Here is a 19447-nt window from a genome sequence, read left to right on the forward strand (position 1 = left end):
TGAACACCGTGCCTGGCCCCAGCCCACCCGCACCGGCACCCAAGCCATCCTCATCACAAGACCCCAACCCACAGGCCCGTAATGCAACGGCATTGACCCTAGACTCTCTTCCCCGGCGGCGTGTACAGCCGACCGACGGCGCCGACCTCGAAGGCCTTTCGTGCGAGGGCCTCTGCGAGGGTTTCGTCCTCCCAGGTCGAGGACCTTCGGTGCACCATGGAATACGTGTCCACATTCGCTCGGCCACGTCGACGCCGACCGGATCCTGCCGCTGCTGAGCAATGGCAGTTTGCCCGTTCGGTCGTGTCACGCTGTGGCCTCGAGTGATCAGGATCATGTGTCGGGAGGACGGAATGTACCGCTCGAGTGAGGAGCTCTTGGAGCGGAGCGCACCCCCCGAGTCCGGCACCTCCTGCAGGGCGGCCACCGCAGTGGCCGCCAACGCCCCGCTCACCGCGACTGGCACCGATTGCCACGAGCCGGAGATGGCCGAGACAGAACATCACGCCACCAGGCGCTCATGATGGCCGGAGAGAAGGAACGAAAACAATCGAGGCCGCCGCACGTCCCCGACCTGCATGTGCGTCTGCGTTCGGAGTTGGGACGGATCGACGACGAACTGCGCTCCCTGCTCGCCGCAATGGACCGGCTGCAGGGCCTGCTGGATGCCGTGGTGGCCATCAGCCGGGAGGTGGAACTGCCTGCGGTGCTGCACCGCATCGTGACCACCGCCATGGACCTGGTCGGCGCCCGTTACGGGGCACTGGGCGTACTGGACGAGTCCGGAGAGCGCGTGGAGCAGTTCATCACCGCCGGCCTGTCCGAGCAGGAACGCGCTGATCTGGCCGGGACCGACTTTCCTCGCGGTCTGGGTGTTCTCGGGCATCTGATCCGCCACCCCGAACCCCTGCGGGTCGACAACATCTCGGCTCATCCGTCCTCCGTCGGGTTCCCGCCCGGCCACCCGCACCTGCGCACCCTGCTCGGGGTCGCCATCAGCGTTCGCGGCGAGATCTACGGTGACCTCTACCTCTCCGAGCGGCTCGACGGACGGCCCTTCGACGTCCACGACGAGAACGTCGTCGTTGCCCTGGCCAGCGCCGCCGCCATCGCGATCGAGAACGTCCGCCTGTTCGAACGGGTTCGGCACGGAGCCGAGCAGTTCCAGCGGCTTCTGCTGCCGACGCTGCCCGACCTGCGGCCTTTCACCGCCGCTGCCGTCTACCGGCCCGCTGCCGAGCCCAGTCGGCTCGGCGGGGACTGGTACGACGCCGTCCCGCTGCCCGAGAACGTGGTGGCCGTCGTCATCGGTGACGTGGTGGGTCACGATCTGCACGCCGCGGCCGCCATGGCCTCCACGCGCAACATGCTGCGCGCTCTGCTGTTCGACCGGGGCAATCCGCCGGGCGCGGTCCTTGCCCAGCTCGACCGCACTCTGCAGGCCATCACACACAATCCCGTCACGACCACCACCCTGGCGCGCATCGAACCCGAGCCACCGGGTTGGCGACTCCACTGGAGCACCGCGGGGCACGTCCCACCGCTGCTGATCACCCCTGAGCGCGGAGCGGAATATCTCTTTGCCGAGCCCGGGCTGCCGCTCGGGGTCGACCTCGAGCAGCCCCGCCCCGACCACGCGCACTTCCTGCCTCAGGACGCCACCGTGGTCTTCTTCACCGACGGGCTGATCGAACATCCTGACCACCCCATCGACGAGAGTCTGAACGAGCTCGCCCGGCTAGCCACCGGGTATGCCGCCCTGCCCCTGGAGGAGTTCGTTCAAGCACTGGCCGACCACCATCCCAGCGACGGTCACGACGACATGGCCGTGCTCGCCCTGCGCACCCCGCAAGCCTGAGCCCGAGTCTGCCGGCCCCATGGCTCAACGGTGCCGTGGAGGAGCCGGGGGATCCGACGGATGATGGACTTCGGGGGGTGCTGATGCGGAGGTCGCCCCATGACTGTCGCGCGGCATGAACGGCTCCGGCGCGGTGGCGTGACTGCCCTGGAGATCTGCGTCGTTGCCGGTCTGTATTACGGCTCGGCCGAACTGGGACTGTTCCAGCAGCTGGTGCGCGGCCAGGTCACCCCGCTGTGGCCGCCGACCGGCGTCGCCCTGGCGGGCCTGCTCCTCCGCGGCCCGCGGATCTGGCCCGGCATCGCACTCGGCGCATTCCTGGTCAACATCTCGCTCGGGCCGTCGATCCCGGCCGTGCTCGCGATCGTGGCGGGCAATACTCTCGCGCCCGTCGGCTCGTACATGCTGCTCCGCCGTACGGGGTTCCGGATCGAAATGGACCGTTTGCGGGACGCGCTGGCACTGATCTTTCTCGGTGCGTTCACCGGGATGCTCATCAGCGCGACGACAGGCAGCGGGACCCTGTTCCTCACCGGTGTGCTGAGCGCCGACGAGTTCTGGCCGACATGGTCGGTCTGGTGGACCGGCGACGCGATGGGTGTCCTGGTGGTCGCGCCGGTCCTGCTTGTTCTCCGCTCGGCACACTGGCCGAAGAACGTGCGGCCGTCCCGTTGGGCGGAGGGACTGCTGCTTGTGGCAGCCGCTGCCTGCGTCGGCTTCCTGGAGATCAACAGCACGCCGCTGCTCTTCCTCGGCTTCCCGTTGCTGATCTGGGCGGCCTTCCGCTTCCAGCTGGCCGGGGCCGCGCCGTGTGCACTGGCCGTGTCGACCTTTGCGATCATCGCCGCTGCCCGAGGATCGGGCCCGTTCGCCGATCACGACCTGCTCACCAACATGATCACCCTGCAGGCGTTCAACGGTTCTGCCTCACTGACCGCGCTGCTGCTCGGGGCCGCGGTCAGCGAGCGCAACCAGGCCCACAAGGAGATCGAGCGGGCCTGTGCGCAGCTCGCCGACCTGGTGGCGGAGATCGCCGCCGGCCGCCGCCGCCCGACGCTCCCCGACGGCGAGGGCGAGAAGGAAAAGAAGGGCGGACGGACCCCACGACCGGCGTGATCAGTGGGTCTTCCTACGGGACGAGCCCGGCCCGCTCACAGGCGGGCCGGATCTCCCGGGTGCAGATCTGGTCGATGGTGTACACGCCGTCCTTGACGAGTGTCTGCTTGATGGTGCCGACCGTCACGGCGCGCGGAGAGAGCAGGACGGACGGGATGTGCTTCATGGTGGGGCTGTCGGTCGTCGTCGTGGCGACTTCGTGGAGTCCCTCGCCACGCCCCAGGGCGACGGCCATGGCGGCGGCGGCTGCGGCTTCCGCCCTGAAGGGTTTGTACACCGTCATGTACTGCTCGCCCTTGACGATGCGTTGCACGGCGGCGAGGTCGGCGTCCTGACCGGTGACGGGCGGAAGGTCCTTGACACCGGCCTTCTTGAGCGCGGAGATGACGCCCGCGGCTATCGTGTCGTTGGCCGCCAGGACGCCGCCGATGCGGTCCGGGCCCAGAGCTGCGATGGCTGCGGCCATGTTGGCGTGAGCGATGTCCGTGCTCCAGTCCACCGTGTCGTACGACCTGCCGATCTTGACCATGTCCTTGAGTACGGACAGCGCGCCCCGCCTGAACCACGCCGCATTGGGGCTGGTCGGATCACCGTTCATCATGACGACGCTCCCGCCGTCCGCCCTGCCGCCCATGGCCGTCAGAAGCGCCTCGCCCTGGAGCCTGCCGACCTGCCCGCCGTCGAAGCTGACATAGCCCGAGATCGGGCCCTCGGCGAGCCGGTCATAGGCGATGACCTGGACGCCCGCCTCGTGCGCCTCCTGGATCGACGAGCGGAGCGCCCTGGTGTCGGCGGCATCGAGGATCATGACCCTGACCCCCTTGGTGATCATGGACATCATCTGTTGCCGCTGCCGTGTCGCGTCGTTCTCGGCGTTGGCGTACTCCATGGTGCAGCGGGGACACAGCTGCTTCAGTCGCTGCTCGATCAGCGGCTTGTCGGCGTGCTCCCAGCGGGGGACCGCTCGGCTCGGGAGCAGCAGGCCGACACTGAAACTGTCCGTGCCCGCCTCGCCCTGTCCTCCGCAGGCGGCCAGGGACATCGTCATGAGTCCCGCGACGAGCGCCGCGACGGCACGCCCCGCACGGGTGCTCATGGCAGACCTCCTCGTTCCGTCGGGAGGCCGGAGTCCGAGGGAGCCGGCTCGGGCCGGGGCACAACGATCTCGCTCCGCACCTGCTTGCCGCCGGCCACCGGCACCGAGCCGAAGGACTCCGACATCGCCTCGACGAGAAGCAGGCCTCGGCCACCGGTCGACTCCCAGTCCACGATCACCGGCTTGGCGGGTGCACGGGGCGAGGCATCGCTCACGCTGACGCGCACCCGGTCCCCGCGGAGCATCAGGTCGAGGTGGACCGGACCGGCGGTGTGCACCAGGGCGTTGGTGACCAGTTCGGACACGACCAGCAGGACCACATCGGCTCCTTCGCCGACCTTCCACCGACGCAGTGTGCGCGCGGTGAAACGGCGGGCGTGCATCACCGCGTCGGGCAGCCGCCACACCGCCCAGCCGGCCCGTATCGGCCGGGTCTTCATGCCGTCGTAGCGCAGCAGCAACAGCGCCACGTCGTCCTCACGAGGGCCGATGTCGCCGAGCAGTTCGTCGGCCATCCTCCCCGGATCCGCAGGATCGGCCGCACCGAGCGCGGTGCGCGTCCGCTCCAGACCCTCGTCCAGGGGCAGGTCAGCGGCCTCGACCAGGCCGTCGGTGACCAGGGCGAGCACCGTGCCGGGGGCCAGTGCGCAGGCGGTCATGGGGTACTCCGCCTCCGCGATGATGCCCAGCGGGGGCCCGCCCTCGACGTGCACCTCCTCTGTACGGCCGTCGGGATGGCGTATCAGCGGTGGGAGGTGCCCGGCCCGGACGAACAGGACGTTGCCTTCCTCCATGTCCAGTTCGGCATAGCAGCAGGTGGCGAACAGGTCGGTCTCCATGCCGACGAGCAGGCGGTTGGCGTGGGAGACGACCACGTCGGGCGGGTGGCCCTCCACCGCGTAGGCCCGGACCGCGGTACGCATCTGGCCCATGATCGTCGCGGCTCCGGCGCTGTGTCCTTGCACGTCGCCGATGACCAGCGCCACGCGTTCCCCGGAGAGGTCGATGACGTCGTACCAGTCACCGCCCACCTGCAGCCCCCGCCTGGCGGGCAGATAGCGGGCCACGGCCGTCCCCCCGGGCAGCTGGGGGAGGCGTCGGGGCAGCAGGCTGCGCTGCAGCATCGTCGCGAGTTCCTGCTCGGCGTCGTGCTCGTGCGCACGCTTGAGGGCCTGCCCGACGAGCGCCGCGGTGGCGGTGAGCAGGGACCGCTCCTCGGGGACGAACTCGTGCGGCCGGTCCCAGCCGACCAGGCACACGCCTGCGACCCGGCCCTTGGCCGGGAGCGGCAGGACGGCCAGACCTCCGGTGCCGATCCCTGCGAGTCCGGGTTCGAAGGCTGTCCCGGCGGGCCACAGATCCACGCGTCCGTCCCGCAGGGCCAGCTGAAGGGTGGGCAGCGCGCTGACCGGTGCGTCGGGCCACTCCGAACGCCACTGGGGACGCCATATCTCCGGCCAGGCGGCGGGCTGCGGCGGGTCGAGCACGGTGACCATGAGCCGGTCGTCCTGCAAGTCGGCGAGCGCCACCCGGTCGGCGCCCAGCGGCTCGCGCAGCGCGGTGACCATCACTCCGCTGACGTCACGAACCGTTGCCGCATCGTCGAGTGCGGCAGTCAGCCACTGGATCCTGGACACGTCGTCGTCGCCCCGCCGCTGGGCCGAGGTCGCCGTCACCACTCCCAGCACCTGCTCCGGCCGGTCGTCCGTGCCCGCCACCATCCGGCTGCTCAGGCTCAGCCAGCGGATTTCACCCGTGGAGCAGCGGACCCGGAACTCCAGCTCCCGCCGAACGGACGGCTGGGTGGACGGCTCCAGGACCGACATCAGCGCGTGCATGTCCTCCGGGAGGGCATGCGCGAGCAGGGTCTCCGCCTTGCCGTCGAAGTCGTCCGGCGCGATGCCGACCAGCTCCAGCAGGGTCTCGTCCGCCTCGATCAGGCCCGTGTCCGGCACCAGGACGAAGGAGCCGACGCGCAGACTCCGCAGGGCGGGACTGAGCAGCGACGACGGCGTGGCGCGGTCGGTCCCGGCCTGGAGCACGCCGACGACGGCGTCGGCGTAGCGCTCCAGGAATCGCCGTTGCTCGGTATCGAAGCCGCCGGCGGAACTCCCCAGGACGACGAGGCAGCCCAGTCGCGTGCTTCCCGTCCGGAGCGGCAGCGCGCCGAGCGACGCCTCCGACGGCCGCGGTGTCGGCCCGCCTTCGGAGCAGGAGGCGAGTTCGGCGGAGTTCAGCCACACAGGCCGGTCGGTTCGGAAGGCGTGCGCCGCAGGTGAGTCACCGGACAGGGGCAAAGACTCCGGCAGCCGGTAACGGGAAGGGGCGCATCCGGCTGTTTCCACCAACCGCAGCTCTTCGCTCCCGGTAGCGGGCACATAGACCGCTGCCAGCCCCGCTGCGGCGAACGTCAGGGCCCGATCGCTCATGGCGGCCGCCGGCTCCGGCGGCGGAGAACCTGTGCCTGCGGCGCCGGTCCCGGATGCCCGCAGCTCAGTGGCGCCGACCCGGGCAGAGCCGTCATGAGGCATGTCCGCCACCTACCTCCCGTCCATGCCGCAGATGCCGACAAGCTCGGGGCAGTCACGTTCCAGAATCGCATATGCGGACCAACCGGACAGATTGTCTTGACTGCCATCGTCGCAGGCCTGGCCGCCCGGGTCACCGGTCCCAGCCCGGCAGTACAGCCGGGTGTCCAAAGCGGCCTGCGCCGAGTATCGACGGCCGTTTCCCTGCGTTCGCAGATCACCGCGGCCGGTGTCACACTGACGACGTGGCCGTCTCGCCACTTCCACGTGGTGCGTCCCACGTACACGTGGCATGACGAGGAGGCCGATGTCGTCATGCTCGAAGAGGTAGCCGCCGGTGCCGGGCCGGTCGGGCCGAGGCCCCACCCCGCCGGGGTGGCCGACGTCGCTTTGCGACCGCCCGGGCCGTTCCGTGCCGACGTGGCGCTCCGACCCGGCGAGGCCTGTCCCGTCGGGCCCTTCACCGTGCGGCCCGGCCGAGTTGCGGACGAAGCCTTGACGCCGCGATGCACATGCGTCGATGCCCTACGCGCACGGCATGGCGCGGCACCGGGAACCCGTTGGAGGTCTCTCACATGAAGGCCTGGACACGGGACGCGGCCATCACCCTGACCGCCGTCTCGGCGGCCCTTGCTCTTGCGGCATGCGGGCCGGGCGCCGGGGACGGCGACGCGAACGCGCCGACGATCGGTGTGCTGCTGCCGGACGCCGCCACGGCCCGCTGGGAGATGCACGACAGGCCCTTGATAGAGATGAAGATCAAGGAGTTGTGCGGCGACTGCACGGTCGAGTCCGCCAACGCCAAGAACGATGTGGCCACTCAGCAGCAACAGGTGGACGCCATGATCACCGAGGGCGTGGACGCGATGTTGCTCGTGGCTGTCGATGCCACCTCGCTGGGCTCGGCGGTCAGGAAGGCCGACGACGCGGACATCGCGGTGATCGCCTACGACCGCCTTGTGGAGGGCCCGATCTCGGGTTACGTCACCTTCGACGGTGAGGAGGTCGGCAGGCTCCAGGGCACGGCACTGCTGACAGCCATGGGCGACAGGGCGGACGGCGGCCAGATCGTCATGATGAACGGCGATTCCAGCGACCCCAACGCGATCTCGTTCAAGCAGGGCGCACTGTCCGTGCTCGACAAAAGGGTGAGGATCGGCAAGGCGTACGACACACACCAGTGGAGGACGGAGGCGGCGAACACGAACATGTCCGGCGCCATCTCCGCCCTCGGCGCCGAGAACATCGACGGGGTCTATGCCGCCAACGACAGCCTCGCCGCCGGCAGCATCTCCGCCCTCAAAAGCAACAAGGTCACCCCGCTGCCGCCCGTCACCGGGCAGGACGCCGAACTCGCAGCGTTGCGGCGCATCGTCAGCGGCGATCAGTACATGACCGTCTACAAGCCCTTCGGCCCCGAGGCCTCCGCCGGTGCCACCATGGCCGTGGCCGCGGCCCGCGGTGAAAGCCTGGACCGGGTTGCCAAGGACACGGTGAGGACGAGCAGTGGGAAGACGGTTCCGGCCGTCATGCTCACCCCGGTGTCCGTGACCGCCGGCAACATCAAGGACACCGTGGTGAAGGACGGCGTGTACACCGTCCAGCAGATCTGCACCCCCCAACTCACGGCCGCCTGCAACAAGGCAGGGCTGACCTGACGCGCCGGTTCCGACCTGGTCCGGGCTCCGGAAGGAGATGGTTTCCGTGCCGGCTCCCCCCTTGCTGGCACTGCATGGGGTGTGCAAGCGCTTCGGTGTCGTCGAGGTCCTCACGGACATCGAGCTGGAGATTCACGCCGGCCAGGTCGTCGCTCTCCTCGGCGACAACGGGGCCGGTAAGTCCACCCTGGTCAAAGTGATCTCCGGCGTCGCCCCGGCGGACCGGGGCGTGATCAAGTGGGAGGGCGGGACGGTCCACATCAGGCGCCCCCACGACGCCCGGGACCTCGGCATCGCCACCGTCTACCAGGACCTGGCGCTGTGCGGGAACCTCGACGTCGTCGGCAATGTGTTCCTCGGACGGGAGATCCGCAGGTTCGGATTCCTCGACGAGATGGAGATGGAGCGCCGCACCAGGCGTCTGTTGGAACGCCTGACCAGGAACGTCCCCGATCTGCGCGCCCCCGTCGTCTCACTGTCCAGCGGCCAACGCCAGACGGTCGCCATCGCTCGCTCACTCCTCGGCGACCCACGCGTCCTCCTCCTGGACGAACCCACGGCAACTCTGGGATTCGAGCAGACCACCGAGGTGCTGGACCTCGTCGACCAACTGCGGGACAGCGGCGTGGGCGTACTGCTCATCAGCCACAACCTGGGCGATGTCAAAGCCCTCGCGGACCGAGCAGCCGTACTGCGGCTCGGTCGCAACAACGGCTTCTTCGACGTGAACACCGCGTCCCAGGAACAGATCATCTCCTCCATCACCGGTGCCACCGAGAACGTGCCCCGCCGGCCGGCCACCCGGGACGCGGTGTGGTGAAAGGACTGCGCACCATGGCGGACAACACGCGGGCCGCCCCCGCCGCACCCACCGCCGAGGCCCCGCCTCCGCACGCCGGGCGGGCCGTCGCCCGTGCCGTGCAGGGCTGGGTGGCCGCCCTCCGGCGCAAACTGAGCGCCGGTGAACTGGGCTCGCTCCCCGTCGTCCTGGTCCTTGCCGCAGTCTGGATCGTCTTCCAGTCCCTCAACCAGAACTTCCTCTCTCCCCGGAACCTGTCCAATCTCAGCGTGGACATCGTGGGTACGGGTCTGATCGCGGTCGGCATCGTCTTCGTGCTGCTGCTCGGTCAGCTCGACCTGTCGGTCGGCTCGATCAGCGGCCTCGCGGCGGCTGTCTTCGCCGTTCTGAACGTGAACAACGGCGTGCCCGAATGGCTCGCCCTCATCCTCGCGGTGCTGGCAGGTACCGCGGCGGGCACCGTCCAGGGCTTCTCCTTCGCCAGGACCCGGGTGCCGGCCTTCGTCGTCACACTCGCGGGGCTGCTCACCTGGAACGGCCTCATGCTCTACATCCTCGGGACCAGCGGCACCGTCAACCTCGACGAGAACGGGCTCGTCGCCAAGCTGACCAGCTACTACTTCACCAACGACGCCGCCGCCTACGCGGCGGCGGCGGTCGGCGCGGGCCTCGTCTTCCTCATGCCCTACCAGGACATGCGCCGCCGCAAGGCCGTCGGCATGCCGCACCGTTCACTGCGGGGAATCGCGGTGCGCACGGGAGCAGTGGCCGTGATCGCGTTCGCCGCCGCGTATCTGCTCAACCAGTTCCAGGGTCTGCCGCTCGCCCTGCTGGTCTTCCTCGTGGTGGTGGCCGGCCTCGACATCGTTCTCCGCCACACGCACTACGGGCGGCAGGTCTACGCACTCGGCGGCGGCGTCGAGGCGGCCCGCCGCGCCAGCCTCAGGGTGACGCGGGTGCAGACGGCAGTGCTCGCGGTTTCAGGCACCATGGCCGCGATCGGCGGCCTGTTCCTGGCCTCCCGCATCACCTCGGTGAGCCAGAGCTCAGGTTCGAGTGTCCTGCTGCTCAATGCCATCGCAGCCGCCGTCATCGGTGGCACCAGCCTGTTCGGAGGACGCGGCACGACCTGGTCCGCGGTGCTCGGCATGCTGGTCATCCAGTCGATCGCCTCGGGCATGGCGATCACGGACATCCACACTGCCGTCCAGTTCATGATCACGGGCGGGGTGCTCTTCGCCGCGGTCGTCCTCGACGCCCTGTCACGACGCTCGCAGGAAGCGCATGGGCGGGCCTGATCCGTCCGGTCCCCGGCACACGCTGCGCACATCAGGGCTGCGGCCCCTCCCCCGACCACCGAAACAGCCCCGGCCCCTGCACAGATGCAGGAGCCGGGGTCGTCAGTCGAGCGTTGGGCAGGCCTTGCACCTGCATCTTCCCGCGGGGAGCGGGACGTCTTGCCTTGGACCACCAACGCATGGCCCGCCGCTCGAAGTTCTGCGGCGCGTCCGGGATCCACGCTAGTGCGGGCGTGCCCGCAGCGCGCGGTGATGCCGCCGATCGGGTGAGGCAGGCACTCGGGGGCCTGGGATCGAGCCCCGGTGGGCGGCGCTTGCCGCCCACCGGGGAGGCGGCATCAGGAGTTGGGGCACTCCTTCCACGCCAGGTGATACACGGTGCTGATGTCCCCGTCGGTCGAGTCCATCGTCATGAAGCTGCTCCTGGCGGGGTCGGAGGTGCCGGCGCTGACCCGCAGCTCGGTGTTGATGTTGAAGTTGCGCTGCACACCGCACGGCGCCCAGACCAGCTGGGCCCAGTCGGTGGTGTCGGTGGCCTGCCAGTTGTCGCTGTAGGGGCCACTGAAGGGGTGGTTCTTGAAGACCGTGTCCGAGGAGCCCTGGAAGTAGTACGAGGCCCGCTGAACGCCACTGGCACCGGGCTGGAGCGAGGCGAAGCCCCGGTAATCAGCGCTGGCGATGGCGTACGTGAAGCCCTGCGGCACATGCACGACCAGGTTGAGCTGGCAGTTCTTGCGGAACGCCGTGGGGTCGGCATTGCCGCCGACCTGAGCGAGGTATTCGCTGTATGTCACCGTGAAGGCCGTGTTGTCCGCGGAGACGGCGACGGCGGCGGTGCCCTGCGGGCAGCCGGAGCCGTTCACCGTGGCGATCTTGATGACGATCCGGTCCGGGGGCGGGTCGACGAACCCGGACGACGGGTCCTGTGCGGGTACCGCGGTGGCGAACAGAGCGGCGATCGCACTGCTCAGGAGCAGCCCAGCAGCCATGGTTCTCCCTTCTGGTACTTCCGTGCGGGGGGTGGCGACCATGCAGTTTGCAGGCATGCACATGTCAATTCCATCCAAGGAGAAACTGTGGACAACCTGTGCATGCCGGGAGCGCTCGCAGCGTACGCACCCAGGCATCGGGGGGCCAGAGCGATGTCCGGCCATTCCGCAGGCACGCCGTGTCGGTGGTGCTGATGACCGCGGCCGAACGGCGGGGCACCGAGACGGACTGGCAGCCGCCCCGGTAGCCCGCCGTGAGCCAGGCGATGCCCCAGGTGCGGCTGTTGGTGACCTGGGTTGGTGCTCCGGCCACCGCGATGGTCTCGGCCGTGGCGTCGTACCAGGTCAGGACCGTGGAGGTGCGGTCGGCCGCAGTGGCCTGCGGCGCTCCGGTGGTGACGATGTTCCATCCGGCGCGTCCCCCGCTGAGGTGATCCAGCGACGCGAAGAGCCGGGCCAGGTCCGCATGCTGCCGGCGAGGCGGGTCGGCGGTCCTGTCAGACGACCGGCTCACCGATTCCCAGCAGGTTCCCCTCGCTGTCCCGGAACCAGGCTGCCCGTTCACCACGTGCGCCCTTGCTCGGATAGTTGCCTTCGACCTCGGCGATCCCGTCCCTCGTGCGCAACCCGGGTACGTCGACCTCTTCGAACACCACGCCGCGCCGTTCGAGCTCCGGCACGAGGGTGTCGATGTCGTCGACCTCCCATGCCATCTGGGTGAAGGTTCCGGGAGAGGCACCCGTCGACTGGAACACCACGAAGTCCACGCCGCCGCACCGGTACAGCAGTCCACCGGGCCGTTCGTCGACGGGCTCGAGGCCGAGCCGCTGGGCGTAGAACCGGCGAGCCCGGTCCAGGTTCTGGGCGGGAAGTCTGGTCGCCACGCGTGCCCGGGCCAGCAGGCTCCGGTCGTCTGCGTTCATGTCTTCAGTGTGCCGTGGTTCGGTGGCCGAGGGCCTGACCGACCCGACCACGGTCGAAGGACGACGTGGGTGTGCAAGGGTGCTTCAGGCGTCAACTTCCCTTGGCACACGGAGGACTTCGTGCACCTTCTTCCCCGCTCCCTCCCCGGCTGGACCATAGCCGTCTTCGGTGTTCTCGCCGCCGCCATGGGCGCGGTGGGGCTGATCGCCCCGGACGCCCTGCTCACCCTCATGGGCCTTACACCCGTAGCGGGTACGCGCGCGGAGGCGGACCACACGCCGGCCTTCCTCACCGCCTCCTCCATGGCGGCGCTCAACATGGGCGTGTACTACGTGCTGGCCTCGCTCTCCGACTGGACGGCGTTCTTCCGCTGGACTGTCCCCTTCCGCCTGCTCACCTGCACAGTCTTCACCCTCGCTGTGATCAGCGACCGAGCGCCGACCGCCTTCCTGGGCGTGGGCCTGTGGGAGGGTCTCGGTGCCGTCGCGACGGGTGCGGCCCTCCGCCACGAAAGGCAGCGCATCCCCGCCGAGGTCGACGACCCGGCCGCCGCCTGACGCCGGGCGATCCGCCGCAGACCAGCTGCTTGCCGGGCGGCGGCAGCATGGCCGTCACGCCTTATGGGTGGCGGTTGCCGCGAACCACCGGCCGGATCCTGGTCCGCGGGTGCGGCACGTCCCTAGCCTCTGGGCATGGCGACCCTGTGGGACCTCATGCACGACTGCATCCCCGACGACCACGCCCGCCAGGTCACTTCGCGCTACTACCTCGACGAGGTCATGAGCTCGCCGGGCGCGCCGGACCAGGTGGTCGATCTGGGGTGCGGGCGGGGCACGTCTGCCGCACTGTTCAGGAGACACGATCCGAAGGTGCGGTGGGTGGGAGTCGACATCCGCGACTCTCCGGAAGCCTCGCAGCGTCGGCCCGGCGGCGGCCCCGTGGTCCACTTCGACGGCGTCCATCTGCCGTTCTCCTCGGACAGCGTGCCGCTGATCTACTCGCACCAGGTCTTCGAGCACGTCTCGCACCCGCGGGACCTGCTGGCGGAGGTCGGCCGGGTGCTGCGGCCGGGCGGGCTGTTCATCGGCAGCACGTCGCAGTTCGAGCCGTACCACTCCTTCAGCCTGTGGAACTACACGCCGTACGGATTCCGGGTGCTGCTCGAGGAGTCCGGGCTCGCCCTGGAGGAGATCCGGCCGTCCCTGGACGGGGTGACGCTGATCATGCGGACCTACCACGGCGAGCGGAAGGCGGAGTACGGGCGGTACTGGAACGAGGAGTCCCCGCTCAACGCCGAGATCGACAGTTGGGCGGTGCACACCAGGCGGCGGACGGCCCTGGTGAACCTGCGCAAGCTCACTTTCTGCGGCCAGTTCGCGTTCCGGGTCGCAAAACCCCGGTGAGGCCGGCCTGGCTCACGCGGTCGCGTACGGGGCCGCGGCAACTGCGGCTGCCGTCAGTGGGACACCAGCAGTTCCGTCCAGTCCAGGGCGACCCGCTCCAGTGAGAACTCCTCCCGCACCTGTGTACGGGCCAGCTCCCCGGCGTCCCGCCAGCCGTCCTCCCCCAGCGCGGCGAGCGCGTTCGCCATCGCCTCCGGGTCCTGGTGGATCCACCGCCGGTCGTAGATCTCGTCCGCACCCGGCCACGGCAGCAGGGCGGGGACGGCGGCGGAGGCCATGCCCTCGGCCGGGGCGAGGTGGAAGCTCTCGTCGTCGCTGGTGGACAGCACATTTCCGACGCGTCTCAGCCAGCTCGCCACATCCGCCCCGAACTCGTCGAAGACCACCGCCCCGTCCAGCAGCGGTGAGGTCTGCATACGGCGCAGTACGGCGTCGTAGTGGGCGCGTTCCTCGGGCTTGTTCCAGATCCACCAGTACTCCCAGGGCGGCTTGGACTTGACCGAGAGATGCCAGCGGCGGTCCCGGGCGCGCAGCGCCTCGAGGACGTCGAGGCCGAGGTCGAGGCGTTTACGGCGGGGCGCGATGCCGATCATGCCGAGTCGGAAGCGGGCGCCGGGCGCCTTGGGGCGGTCGAGCTGGTCGGTGTCCACCCAGTTCGGGACGACCGTGACCTTCGACTCCGGCCAGCCCGTGTGCTCCAGGGTGCGGCGGGCGTAGTACGAGCTGACGCAGATCACCTTGTCGACCGCGTCGATGTCGACCTGCCGCGGCCAGGCGGCGTCGAGTTCGAAGCGGTGCAGCCGGACGATGAGCCGGCTGCCCTGCCGCTTGTGGCGGCTGTACCAGACGGCGGCCGGACCGCACCACTCGACGACCACCGCATCGGCCCAGTCGGCGAGTTCCCGGCTCGCGGCCGGATCGTGACGGGCCAGCGCCGGCCAGGCGTCGATACGTACGTCGAGGCCGGGCAGCGCGCGGAAATGGTCGAGGAGCCGGGTGAGGAACTTCAGGTCGTGGCCCGCGACGCCGAGCCGCAGCGGCCGCGGCCGGGCGGCCACCGCGGGCGGCGCCGCAGGGAAGGCCCGGTCGAGCTGGGTGCGCCAGCGGTCGGCTGCGGCCTGGAGCGTGTACCGCGCGGCCGCGTCCCGGCAGCGTTCGGCGGCAAGACGCCTGACCTCCGGCTCGCGCACGGCACGGGCGATCGCCTCGACGGCGTCGTCGAGTCCGGCGCGCCCGGGCACGTAGAGCGGGTAGTCGGCGCCGAGCAGCGCCTCGTGGGCGGGCGTGCGGTTGAGGACGACGGGCAGTCCGAGGGCGCCGAACTCCAGGACTTTGGTGGACAGTTCGAGGCTCGCGTCGAGGACCGGCTCGCGCCAGCCGAGGCCGAGGTCGCAGTCGGCGGCGATACGCATGGCCTCCTCGCGGGGCTGCCCTCCGTGGTGCTGGACGCCCGGCGTGCCGTCCAGCGCCCGCGTCATGGCGGTCCGGAAGCCGGGGTGGGCACGGTCGTCGTGGATCTTGTCCCCGACGGTGTGCAGCTCCGCCCGGACGCCCCGTTCGGCGAGCAGGGACGGCAGACGTGTCATGGGCAGGGTGTTCCACAGGGGTGCGAACTTGCCGGTGTAGACGAGCCGGAAGGGGTCGTGCGGGCGCTCGTGCTCCGGCACCGGGAAGCCGGGCTCGGGCACGGCGGGCGAGCTGAGCACGCACTTGCCGCAGGCCTCGGGCACCCAGGTCTCCAGGAGGCAGCGCAACTCCTCGGTCTGGCAGAGCAGTCGCTGGGAGGCGTCGGCGATGCGGGCGAGCTCCGCGCGGGTCTCCTCGGTCATCTCGGCGGCCGACTGCGGGATGTCGGTGAGGTAGGCCCAGATCCGTCCCTCGAAACGGCCGTCCGCGACCACGCGCGCGACCAGTCTGCGGCCGCGCAGCACCAGCAGGTCGCAGGGCTCGCTCTCGTCGAGACCGGCGAGTACCTGCGATGCCTGCACGGGGGACAGCGGCCGGTCGGCCTGCCCGGGCAGCAGCCGTTCCTCGTACGGGCGGACCACGGTGACCCCGGGCAGCCCGGCCAGCGGGTCGATCAACCGCTCGGTGCGCACGGGCGCCTTGAGGACGAGCCTCGTCTCGCAGCCCGCCCGCGACAGTGCCTGCACCGTCGACTGGGCCCAGACCGCGGAGCCGTCGATGAGATTGAGGTCGACGTCGCCGTAGACGATCGCGTTCAGCGTCCGGCTCATGTCGGCTCCTTCCCGCACCAGGCGAACAGAGGGTGCCCCTGACGCGCCCACAGCTCGGGCGGCACACCGGACGTCAGCAGCGACCGGCGCACCAGCAGCGGGCGCAGTTCGGGTACGAAGGTGTAGTCGTCGGCGGCGAGTGTGCTGCCCACGGCGTCGGCGCCGGAGTACTCCTGGGCGCACATCAGGTCGAGCAGCAGGGTGTCGGGGCGGTCCTCGGCCGGGTCCGTCCAGTCGGCCACCCACGGCGCGAGGGGCTCGCCGGTGCGTACGGTCACACCGGCGGCGGTGAGTTCGTCGAGTCCGGTGGGATCGGGTACGACGACCTCGGCCGGCCGGTGCACCTGGCCGAGCACCTGGGCGGCGAGCCGGGCGACGTCGGCCCGGTCCTGTGGGGCGGCCAGCACACAGATGCGGCGTTCGGCCAGCGGATCTGCGGGGGCGCCGACCCGTCGCGCCAGCTCCGACAGGCGCACTCGGGTGCTGTCCGTCCGGAACACCTCGCGCAGTCGCTGTCTGCCGTCCGCTACCGGGTCGAGGCTCGCGAGCCGCACACCGGTGTCGGTGTCGAGGACGGTGTCCCAGGCGAGCCGCGTGAGCCCGGGGGCCGCCGATGCCGGGCCGTCCCGCCACAGTACGCAGGAGCGGCCGGCCGCCCTTGCCTCGGTGAGCAGTCCGGCCAGTTTCCGGTCCAGGTCGGGGGCGAGTCCGGTGCCCGTGAGCGACCAGGGCCCGTCGCCCGTGCAGGCGCTGAGCTGGACGACCAGGGCGTCCGGGTCGGTGCGCTGCACGATCAGCCGCCCGTCGTGCGGCAGTGCCCGGTTGACCACGGCGTCCGCCGCGAAGTCCGCGGCGGTGGAGTCGGTGAGCACTCCGGCGATCACCAACCGGTCGCGGGGTGTGGAGGCGAAGGCGCGGTGGGCGAGGTGGAGCCTCCCGTCCGGTGCCGCCTCCCGCGCGGCCGCCTGCGGTGCGGTGTGCGGGGGCGCGGGGCGTGTGCGGGCCCGCCCCCGCCACAGCCCGTACAGCTCCCGTGGCAGCCGTGCCGCCCCGCGTCGGGGCGACCGCGCCGCGGACACCAGCGCCCTGCCCACCCGTAGCGAGGTCGAGCCCTCGAGCATGGCCACGCGCGCCTCGAGGACGCCGATGCGTTCCCGGCTGCCGCGCAGCGTGGCCGCCAGCTGCTCCTTCTCCCGTACGGCGGCGGCGAGGCGCTCGGCGAGCCCGTCCTGGTGGGCGGGGCCCCGGGCGCCTTCCGCCTCCTCGAGGGTGCGTTCCAGGTCCAGCACCCGGGCCCGCAGTGACCGTGAGACCAGGTCGGCGAGGATGTACTCGTCGGCGATCCGCAGCGCGGTGGCGAAGCCTTCCGACGGGACGGGACGGCCGAACCAGTCGTGGGGTGGCAGGAGTTCGTCGGTGCGGGCGAACACCGCGCCCGCGTGCAGGTGCACGTAGTCCAGCGGTGCGGCGCGCAGTACCTGGCAGTGGTGGGTCACCAGGGCGTCGAGGAGCCGGTGGTAGGGCAGTTCGGGCCCTCGGTGGCCGAGGACGATCAGGCCGCGGGCTCCGGGGCGCATGCGTTGCAGTACGGCGAGACAGTCGGCCTCGGTGCCGTGCAGCGCGGGGTCGGGGCCGTAGGACAGAAGGACCAGCTCCCCTTCGCCCACGGCCTGTTCGCCGTGGTGCAGGGCGACACCGTCGGGGAGGTGGAGGTAGGGCTCCAGGTTGAGCCCGCCGTCGGTCGCGTCCACGACGGTGGTGACGCCGTCGAGGTGGGGGTGGAGCAGATCGGTCAGGCGCATCAGCGGGTCCTTGTGAAGACGTGGAAGCCGACCTCGTTCTCGCGGAAGCCGTACGGGGTGAACCGGGTGTGCCGCAGGCCGAGGCGTTGGAGCTCGTCGGCGTATTCGGCGGTCGGGCGGTGCAGGATGTAGTCGCCGCGGGGTCTGCGTGTCCGGATGTCCTCGTCGGTGAGGATCAGCCGTCCGGTGATCCGGACCAGGGAGGCGAGGTTGCGCAGGCCGGCCGCCCAGTCCTGGTCGTCGAGGACGTGGAAGAGGACGTCGATGCAGAGCACGACGTCGTACGGCCAGGGGCTGCGCCACTCGTCCAGGGTGGCGACGGCGTAGCGCGGACCGCCGCCCTCGGCGCGGGCGTGTGCGACGGCCTCCTCACTGGCGTCGAAGGCGTCGACGCGGTGGCCGCACCGGGCCAGGGCGCGGGCGAAGTGTCCCTTGCCGCAGCCCGCGTCGAGCACGAACAGTGGGGCCGACTCGTCGGCCAGGTCGCCGATCAGGGGGAGCAGGGTGCCGAGCCGCAGCGCGTAGAAGATCTCGTTGCCCGCCCGGTCCAGGCCGATGTGCCCGCCGGATGCGAGGTCGTCGTGGTCGCGGTGGCGGGTGTCCCAGTAGGTGTGCGTGCGTTCAGACATGGTGGTCCAGCCAGCGGGTGACGACGGCGGCGATCCTGGCGCCCGCCCGTCCGTCCCAGAGCGGGGGGCCCTCTTCGGGTGCCGGCTGCCCGCCGTCCAGCACCTTGCGCAGGGCGGGCACCAGCTCGCGGTGTCCGACGAGCCGGTTGGTGCCGTGGGTCACCGTGACCGGGCGCTCCGTCGTGGTGCGCAGGGTCAGGCACGGCACGCCCAGGACGGTGGTTTCCTCCTGTACGCCGCCCGAGTCGGTGATCACGGCGGTGGCTCCTCGTACGAGACTCATGAACTCGACGTAGCCGAGCGGTTCGAGGATGTGGACGCCGGGTGCGCCGTCGAGGCCCGCGGCGGCGAGTGCCGCCCGGCCGCGCGGGTGCAGCGGCACGGCGAGGTCGACGAGCCGGGCCGCCTCGGTCAGGGCGCGGGCGGCCGCCTTGGCCGCCTCGGGGTCGTCGACGTTGGCGGGACGGTGCAGCGTGACCACGCCGTAGGTCTCGGGCAGCGGGTACGCGGCACGGGCGGCGGCCGGGTCGAAGCGGTCCAGATGGGTGAGCAGGGTGTCGATCATGGGGTTGCCGACGAGATGGACGCGCCCGGGGTCGACGCCCTCCCGGGCGAGATGGCCGACCGCCTCGGGACTGGTGGCGAACAACAGCTCGGCCAGCTGGTCGACCAGACGCCGGTTGATCTCCTCCGGCATGGTCATGTCGAAGCTGCGCAGGCCGGCCTCCACATGGGCGACGGGCATCCCCAGCTTGGCGGCGACGAGGGCGGCGGCGAGCGTCGAGTTGACGTCTCCGTACACGATCACGAGGGCGGGATCCCGCGCGGACAGCTCGCCCTCCAGGGCGATGAGCAGGTCGGCCGTCTGCCCGGCGTGGCTGCCGGAGCCGACGCCGAGGTCGGTGTCCGGCTCGGGCAGGCCGAGTTGCCGGAAGAAGATGTCCGACATCCGTTCGTCGTAGTGCTGACCGGTGTGCACGAGGACCTGGTCGCAGCCCGCCGTGCGCAGCGCGGCGACAACCGGTGCGGCCTTGACGAAGTTCGGCCGGGTGCCGACGACGTGGAGTACGCGGCCGTTCATGTCGTACGTTCTCCGCTCTTCCGCCTACC

At 70.6% G+C, this 19447-nt stretch carries 16 protein-coding genes; 7 read left to right on the forward strand and 9 right to left on the reverse strand.

Translation table 11 applies throughout. The annotated features are described in order from the left end of the window. Positions 1 to 580 precede the first annotated feature (580 nt). Positions 581 to 1858, forward strand: a complete 1278-nt coding sequence (locus tag ACFV7R_RS29740; RefSeq protein WP_385268887.1) for a PP2C family protein-serine/threonine phosphatase — start codon at positions 581 to 583, stop codon at positions 1856 to 1858. Positions 1859 to 1957: 99 nt separating this feature from the next. Then, positions 1958 to 2974, forward strand: coding sequence for an MASE1 domain-containing protein (locus tag ACFV7R_RS29745; protein WP_385268889.1), 1017 nt, complete (start codon positions 1958 to 1960; stop codon positions 2972 to 2974). 13 nt (positions 2975 to 2987) lie between these two features. Here ACFV7R_RS29745 and ACFV7R_RS29750 read toward each other — a convergent pair whose 3' ends face one another. Together ACFV7R_RS29750 and ACFV7R_RS29755 are read right to left on the reverse strand one after the other, a co-directional pair. Then, a complete protein-coding gene (locus ACFV7R_RS29750; RefSeq protein ID WP_385268891.1) occupies positions 2988 to 4070 on the reverse strand; it encodes a substrate-binding domain-containing protein in 1083 nt (360 codons plus the stop codon). Continuing rightward, on the reverse strand, positions 4067 to 6499 hold the full coding sequence (locus ACFV7R_RS29755; protein WP_385268893.1) for a SpoIIE family protein phosphatase: 2433 nt from the start codon (positions 6497 to 6499) through the stop codon (positions 4067 to 4069). The genes ACFV7R_RS29750 and ACFV7R_RS29755 overlap by 4 nt, the downstream gene beginning before the upstream one ends. Positions 6500 to 7173: 674 nt before the next feature. On the opposite strand from ACFV7R_RS29755, the gene ACFV7R_RS29760 reads away from it, so the two are divergent. The 3 genes from ACFV7R_RS29760 to ACFV7R_RS29770 are packed head-to-tail and all read left to right on the forward strand — an operon-like array spanning position 7174 to position 10353. Continuing rightward, the gene (locus ACFV7R_RS29760; protein WP_385268895.1) at positions 7174 to 8256 is read left to right on the forward strand and encodes a sugar ABC transporter substrate-binding protein; all 1083 of its coding nucleotides are present in this window, start codon (positions 7174 to 7176) and stop codon (positions 8254 to 8256) included. Positions 8257 to 8293: 37 nt separating this feature from the next. Then, entirely contained in the window at positions 8294 to 9076 is a 783-nt protein-coding gene (locus ACFV7R_RS29765) for an ATP-binding cassette domain-containing protein (protein WP_385268897.1), read from the forward strand. Between the two features lie 14 nt (positions 9077 to 9090). Beyond that, positions 9091 to 10353: a sugar ABC transporter permease gene (locus ACFV7R_RS29770; protein ID WP_385268899.1), complete on the forward strand. Its 1263-nt coding sequence runs from the start codon at positions 9091 to 9093 to the stop codon at positions 10351 to 10353. A 338-nt stretch (positions 10354 to 10691) separates the two neighbouring features. On the opposite strand, the gene ACFV7R_RS29775 is transcribed toward ACFV7R_RS29770, so the two are convergent. From ACFV7R_RS29775 to ACFV7R_RS29785, 3 genes are all read right to left on the reverse strand, one after another. Then, positions 10692 to 11342: a DUF4360 domain-containing protein gene (locus ACFV7R_RS29775; RefSeq protein WP_129797980.1), complete on the reverse strand. Its 651-nt coding sequence runs from the start codon at positions 11340 to 11342 to the stop codon at positions 10692 to 10694. A gap of 64 nt (positions 11343 to 11406) precedes the next feature. After that, positions 11407 to 11856 carry a hypothetical protein gene (locus tag ACFV7R_RS29780; protein ID WP_385269192.1) on the reverse strand — a complete coding sequence of 150 codons (450 nt, stop codon included), beginning with the start codon at positions 11854 to 11856 and terminating at the stop codon, positions 11407 to 11409. Beyond that, positions 11840 to 12265 (reverse strand): VOC family protein, encoded by a 426-nt coding sequence (locus ACFV7R_RS29785; protein ID WP_385268901.1) that lies wholly within the window; start codon positions 12263 to 12265, stop codon positions 11840 to 11842. The genes ACFV7R_RS29780 and ACFV7R_RS29785 overlap by 17 nt, the downstream gene beginning before the upstream one ends. A gap of 120 nt (positions 12266 to 12385) precedes the next feature. On the opposite strand from ACFV7R_RS29785, the gene ACFV7R_RS29790 reads away from it, so the two are divergent. Together ACFV7R_RS29790 and ACFV7R_RS29795 are read left to right on the forward strand one after the other, a co-directional pair. Next, positions 12386 to 12823 (forward strand): hypothetical protein, encoded by a 438-nt coding sequence (locus tag ACFV7R_RS29790; protein WP_385268903.1) that lies wholly within the window; start codon positions 12386 to 12388, stop codon positions 12821 to 12823. Positions 12824 to 12958: 135 nt separating this feature from the next. Next, entirely contained in the window at positions 12959 to 13669 is a 711-nt protein-coding gene (locus tag ACFV7R_RS29795; RefSeq protein ID WP_385268905.1) for a class I SAM-dependent methyltransferase, read from the forward strand. A gap of 53 nt (positions 13670 to 13722) precedes the next feature. On the opposite strand, the gene ACFV7R_RS29800 is transcribed toward ACFV7R_RS29795, so the two are convergent. The 4 genes from ACFV7R_RS29800 to wecB are packed head-to-tail and all read right to left on the reverse strand — an operon-like array spanning position 13723 to position 19418. Beyond that, positions 13723 to 15906, reverse strand: coding sequence for a glycosyltransferase (locus ACFV7R_RS29800; protein ID WP_385268907.1), 2184 nt, complete (start codon positions 15904 to 15906; stop codon positions 13723 to 13725). Then, entirely contained in the window at positions 15903 to 17708 is a 1806-nt protein-coding gene (locus ACFV7R_RS29805) for a hypothetical protein (RefSeq protein WP_385268909.1), read from the reverse strand. Before ACFV7R_RS29805 ends, ACFV7R_RS29800 begins: the two co-directional genes overlap by 4 nt. Beyond that, positions 17708 to 18337: a class I SAM-dependent methyltransferase gene (locus ACFV7R_RS29810; protein ID WP_385268911.1), complete on the reverse strand. Its 630-nt coding sequence runs from the start codon at positions 18335 to 18337 to the stop codon at positions 17708 to 17710. Before ACFV7R_RS29810 ends, ACFV7R_RS29805 begins: the two co-directional genes overlap by 1 nt. Further along, positions 18330 to 19418 carry a non-hydrolyzing UDP-N-acetylglucosamine 2-epimerase gene (gene wecB / locus ACFV7R_RS29815; protein ID WP_385268913.1) on the reverse strand — a complete coding sequence of 363 codons (1089 nt, stop codon included), beginning with the start codon at positions 19416 to 19418 and terminating at the stop codon, positions 18330 to 18332. The genes ACFV7R_RS29810 and wecB overlap by 8 nt, the downstream gene beginning before the upstream one ends. Between the last annotated feature and the right edge of the window lie 29 nt (positions 19419 to 19447).

This window comes from Streptomyces sp. NPDC059866 (genome assembly GCF_042731325.1).
GTDB lineage: Bacteria > Actinomycetota > Actinomycetes > Streptomycetales > Streptomycetaceae > Streptomyces > Streptomyces flavusporus.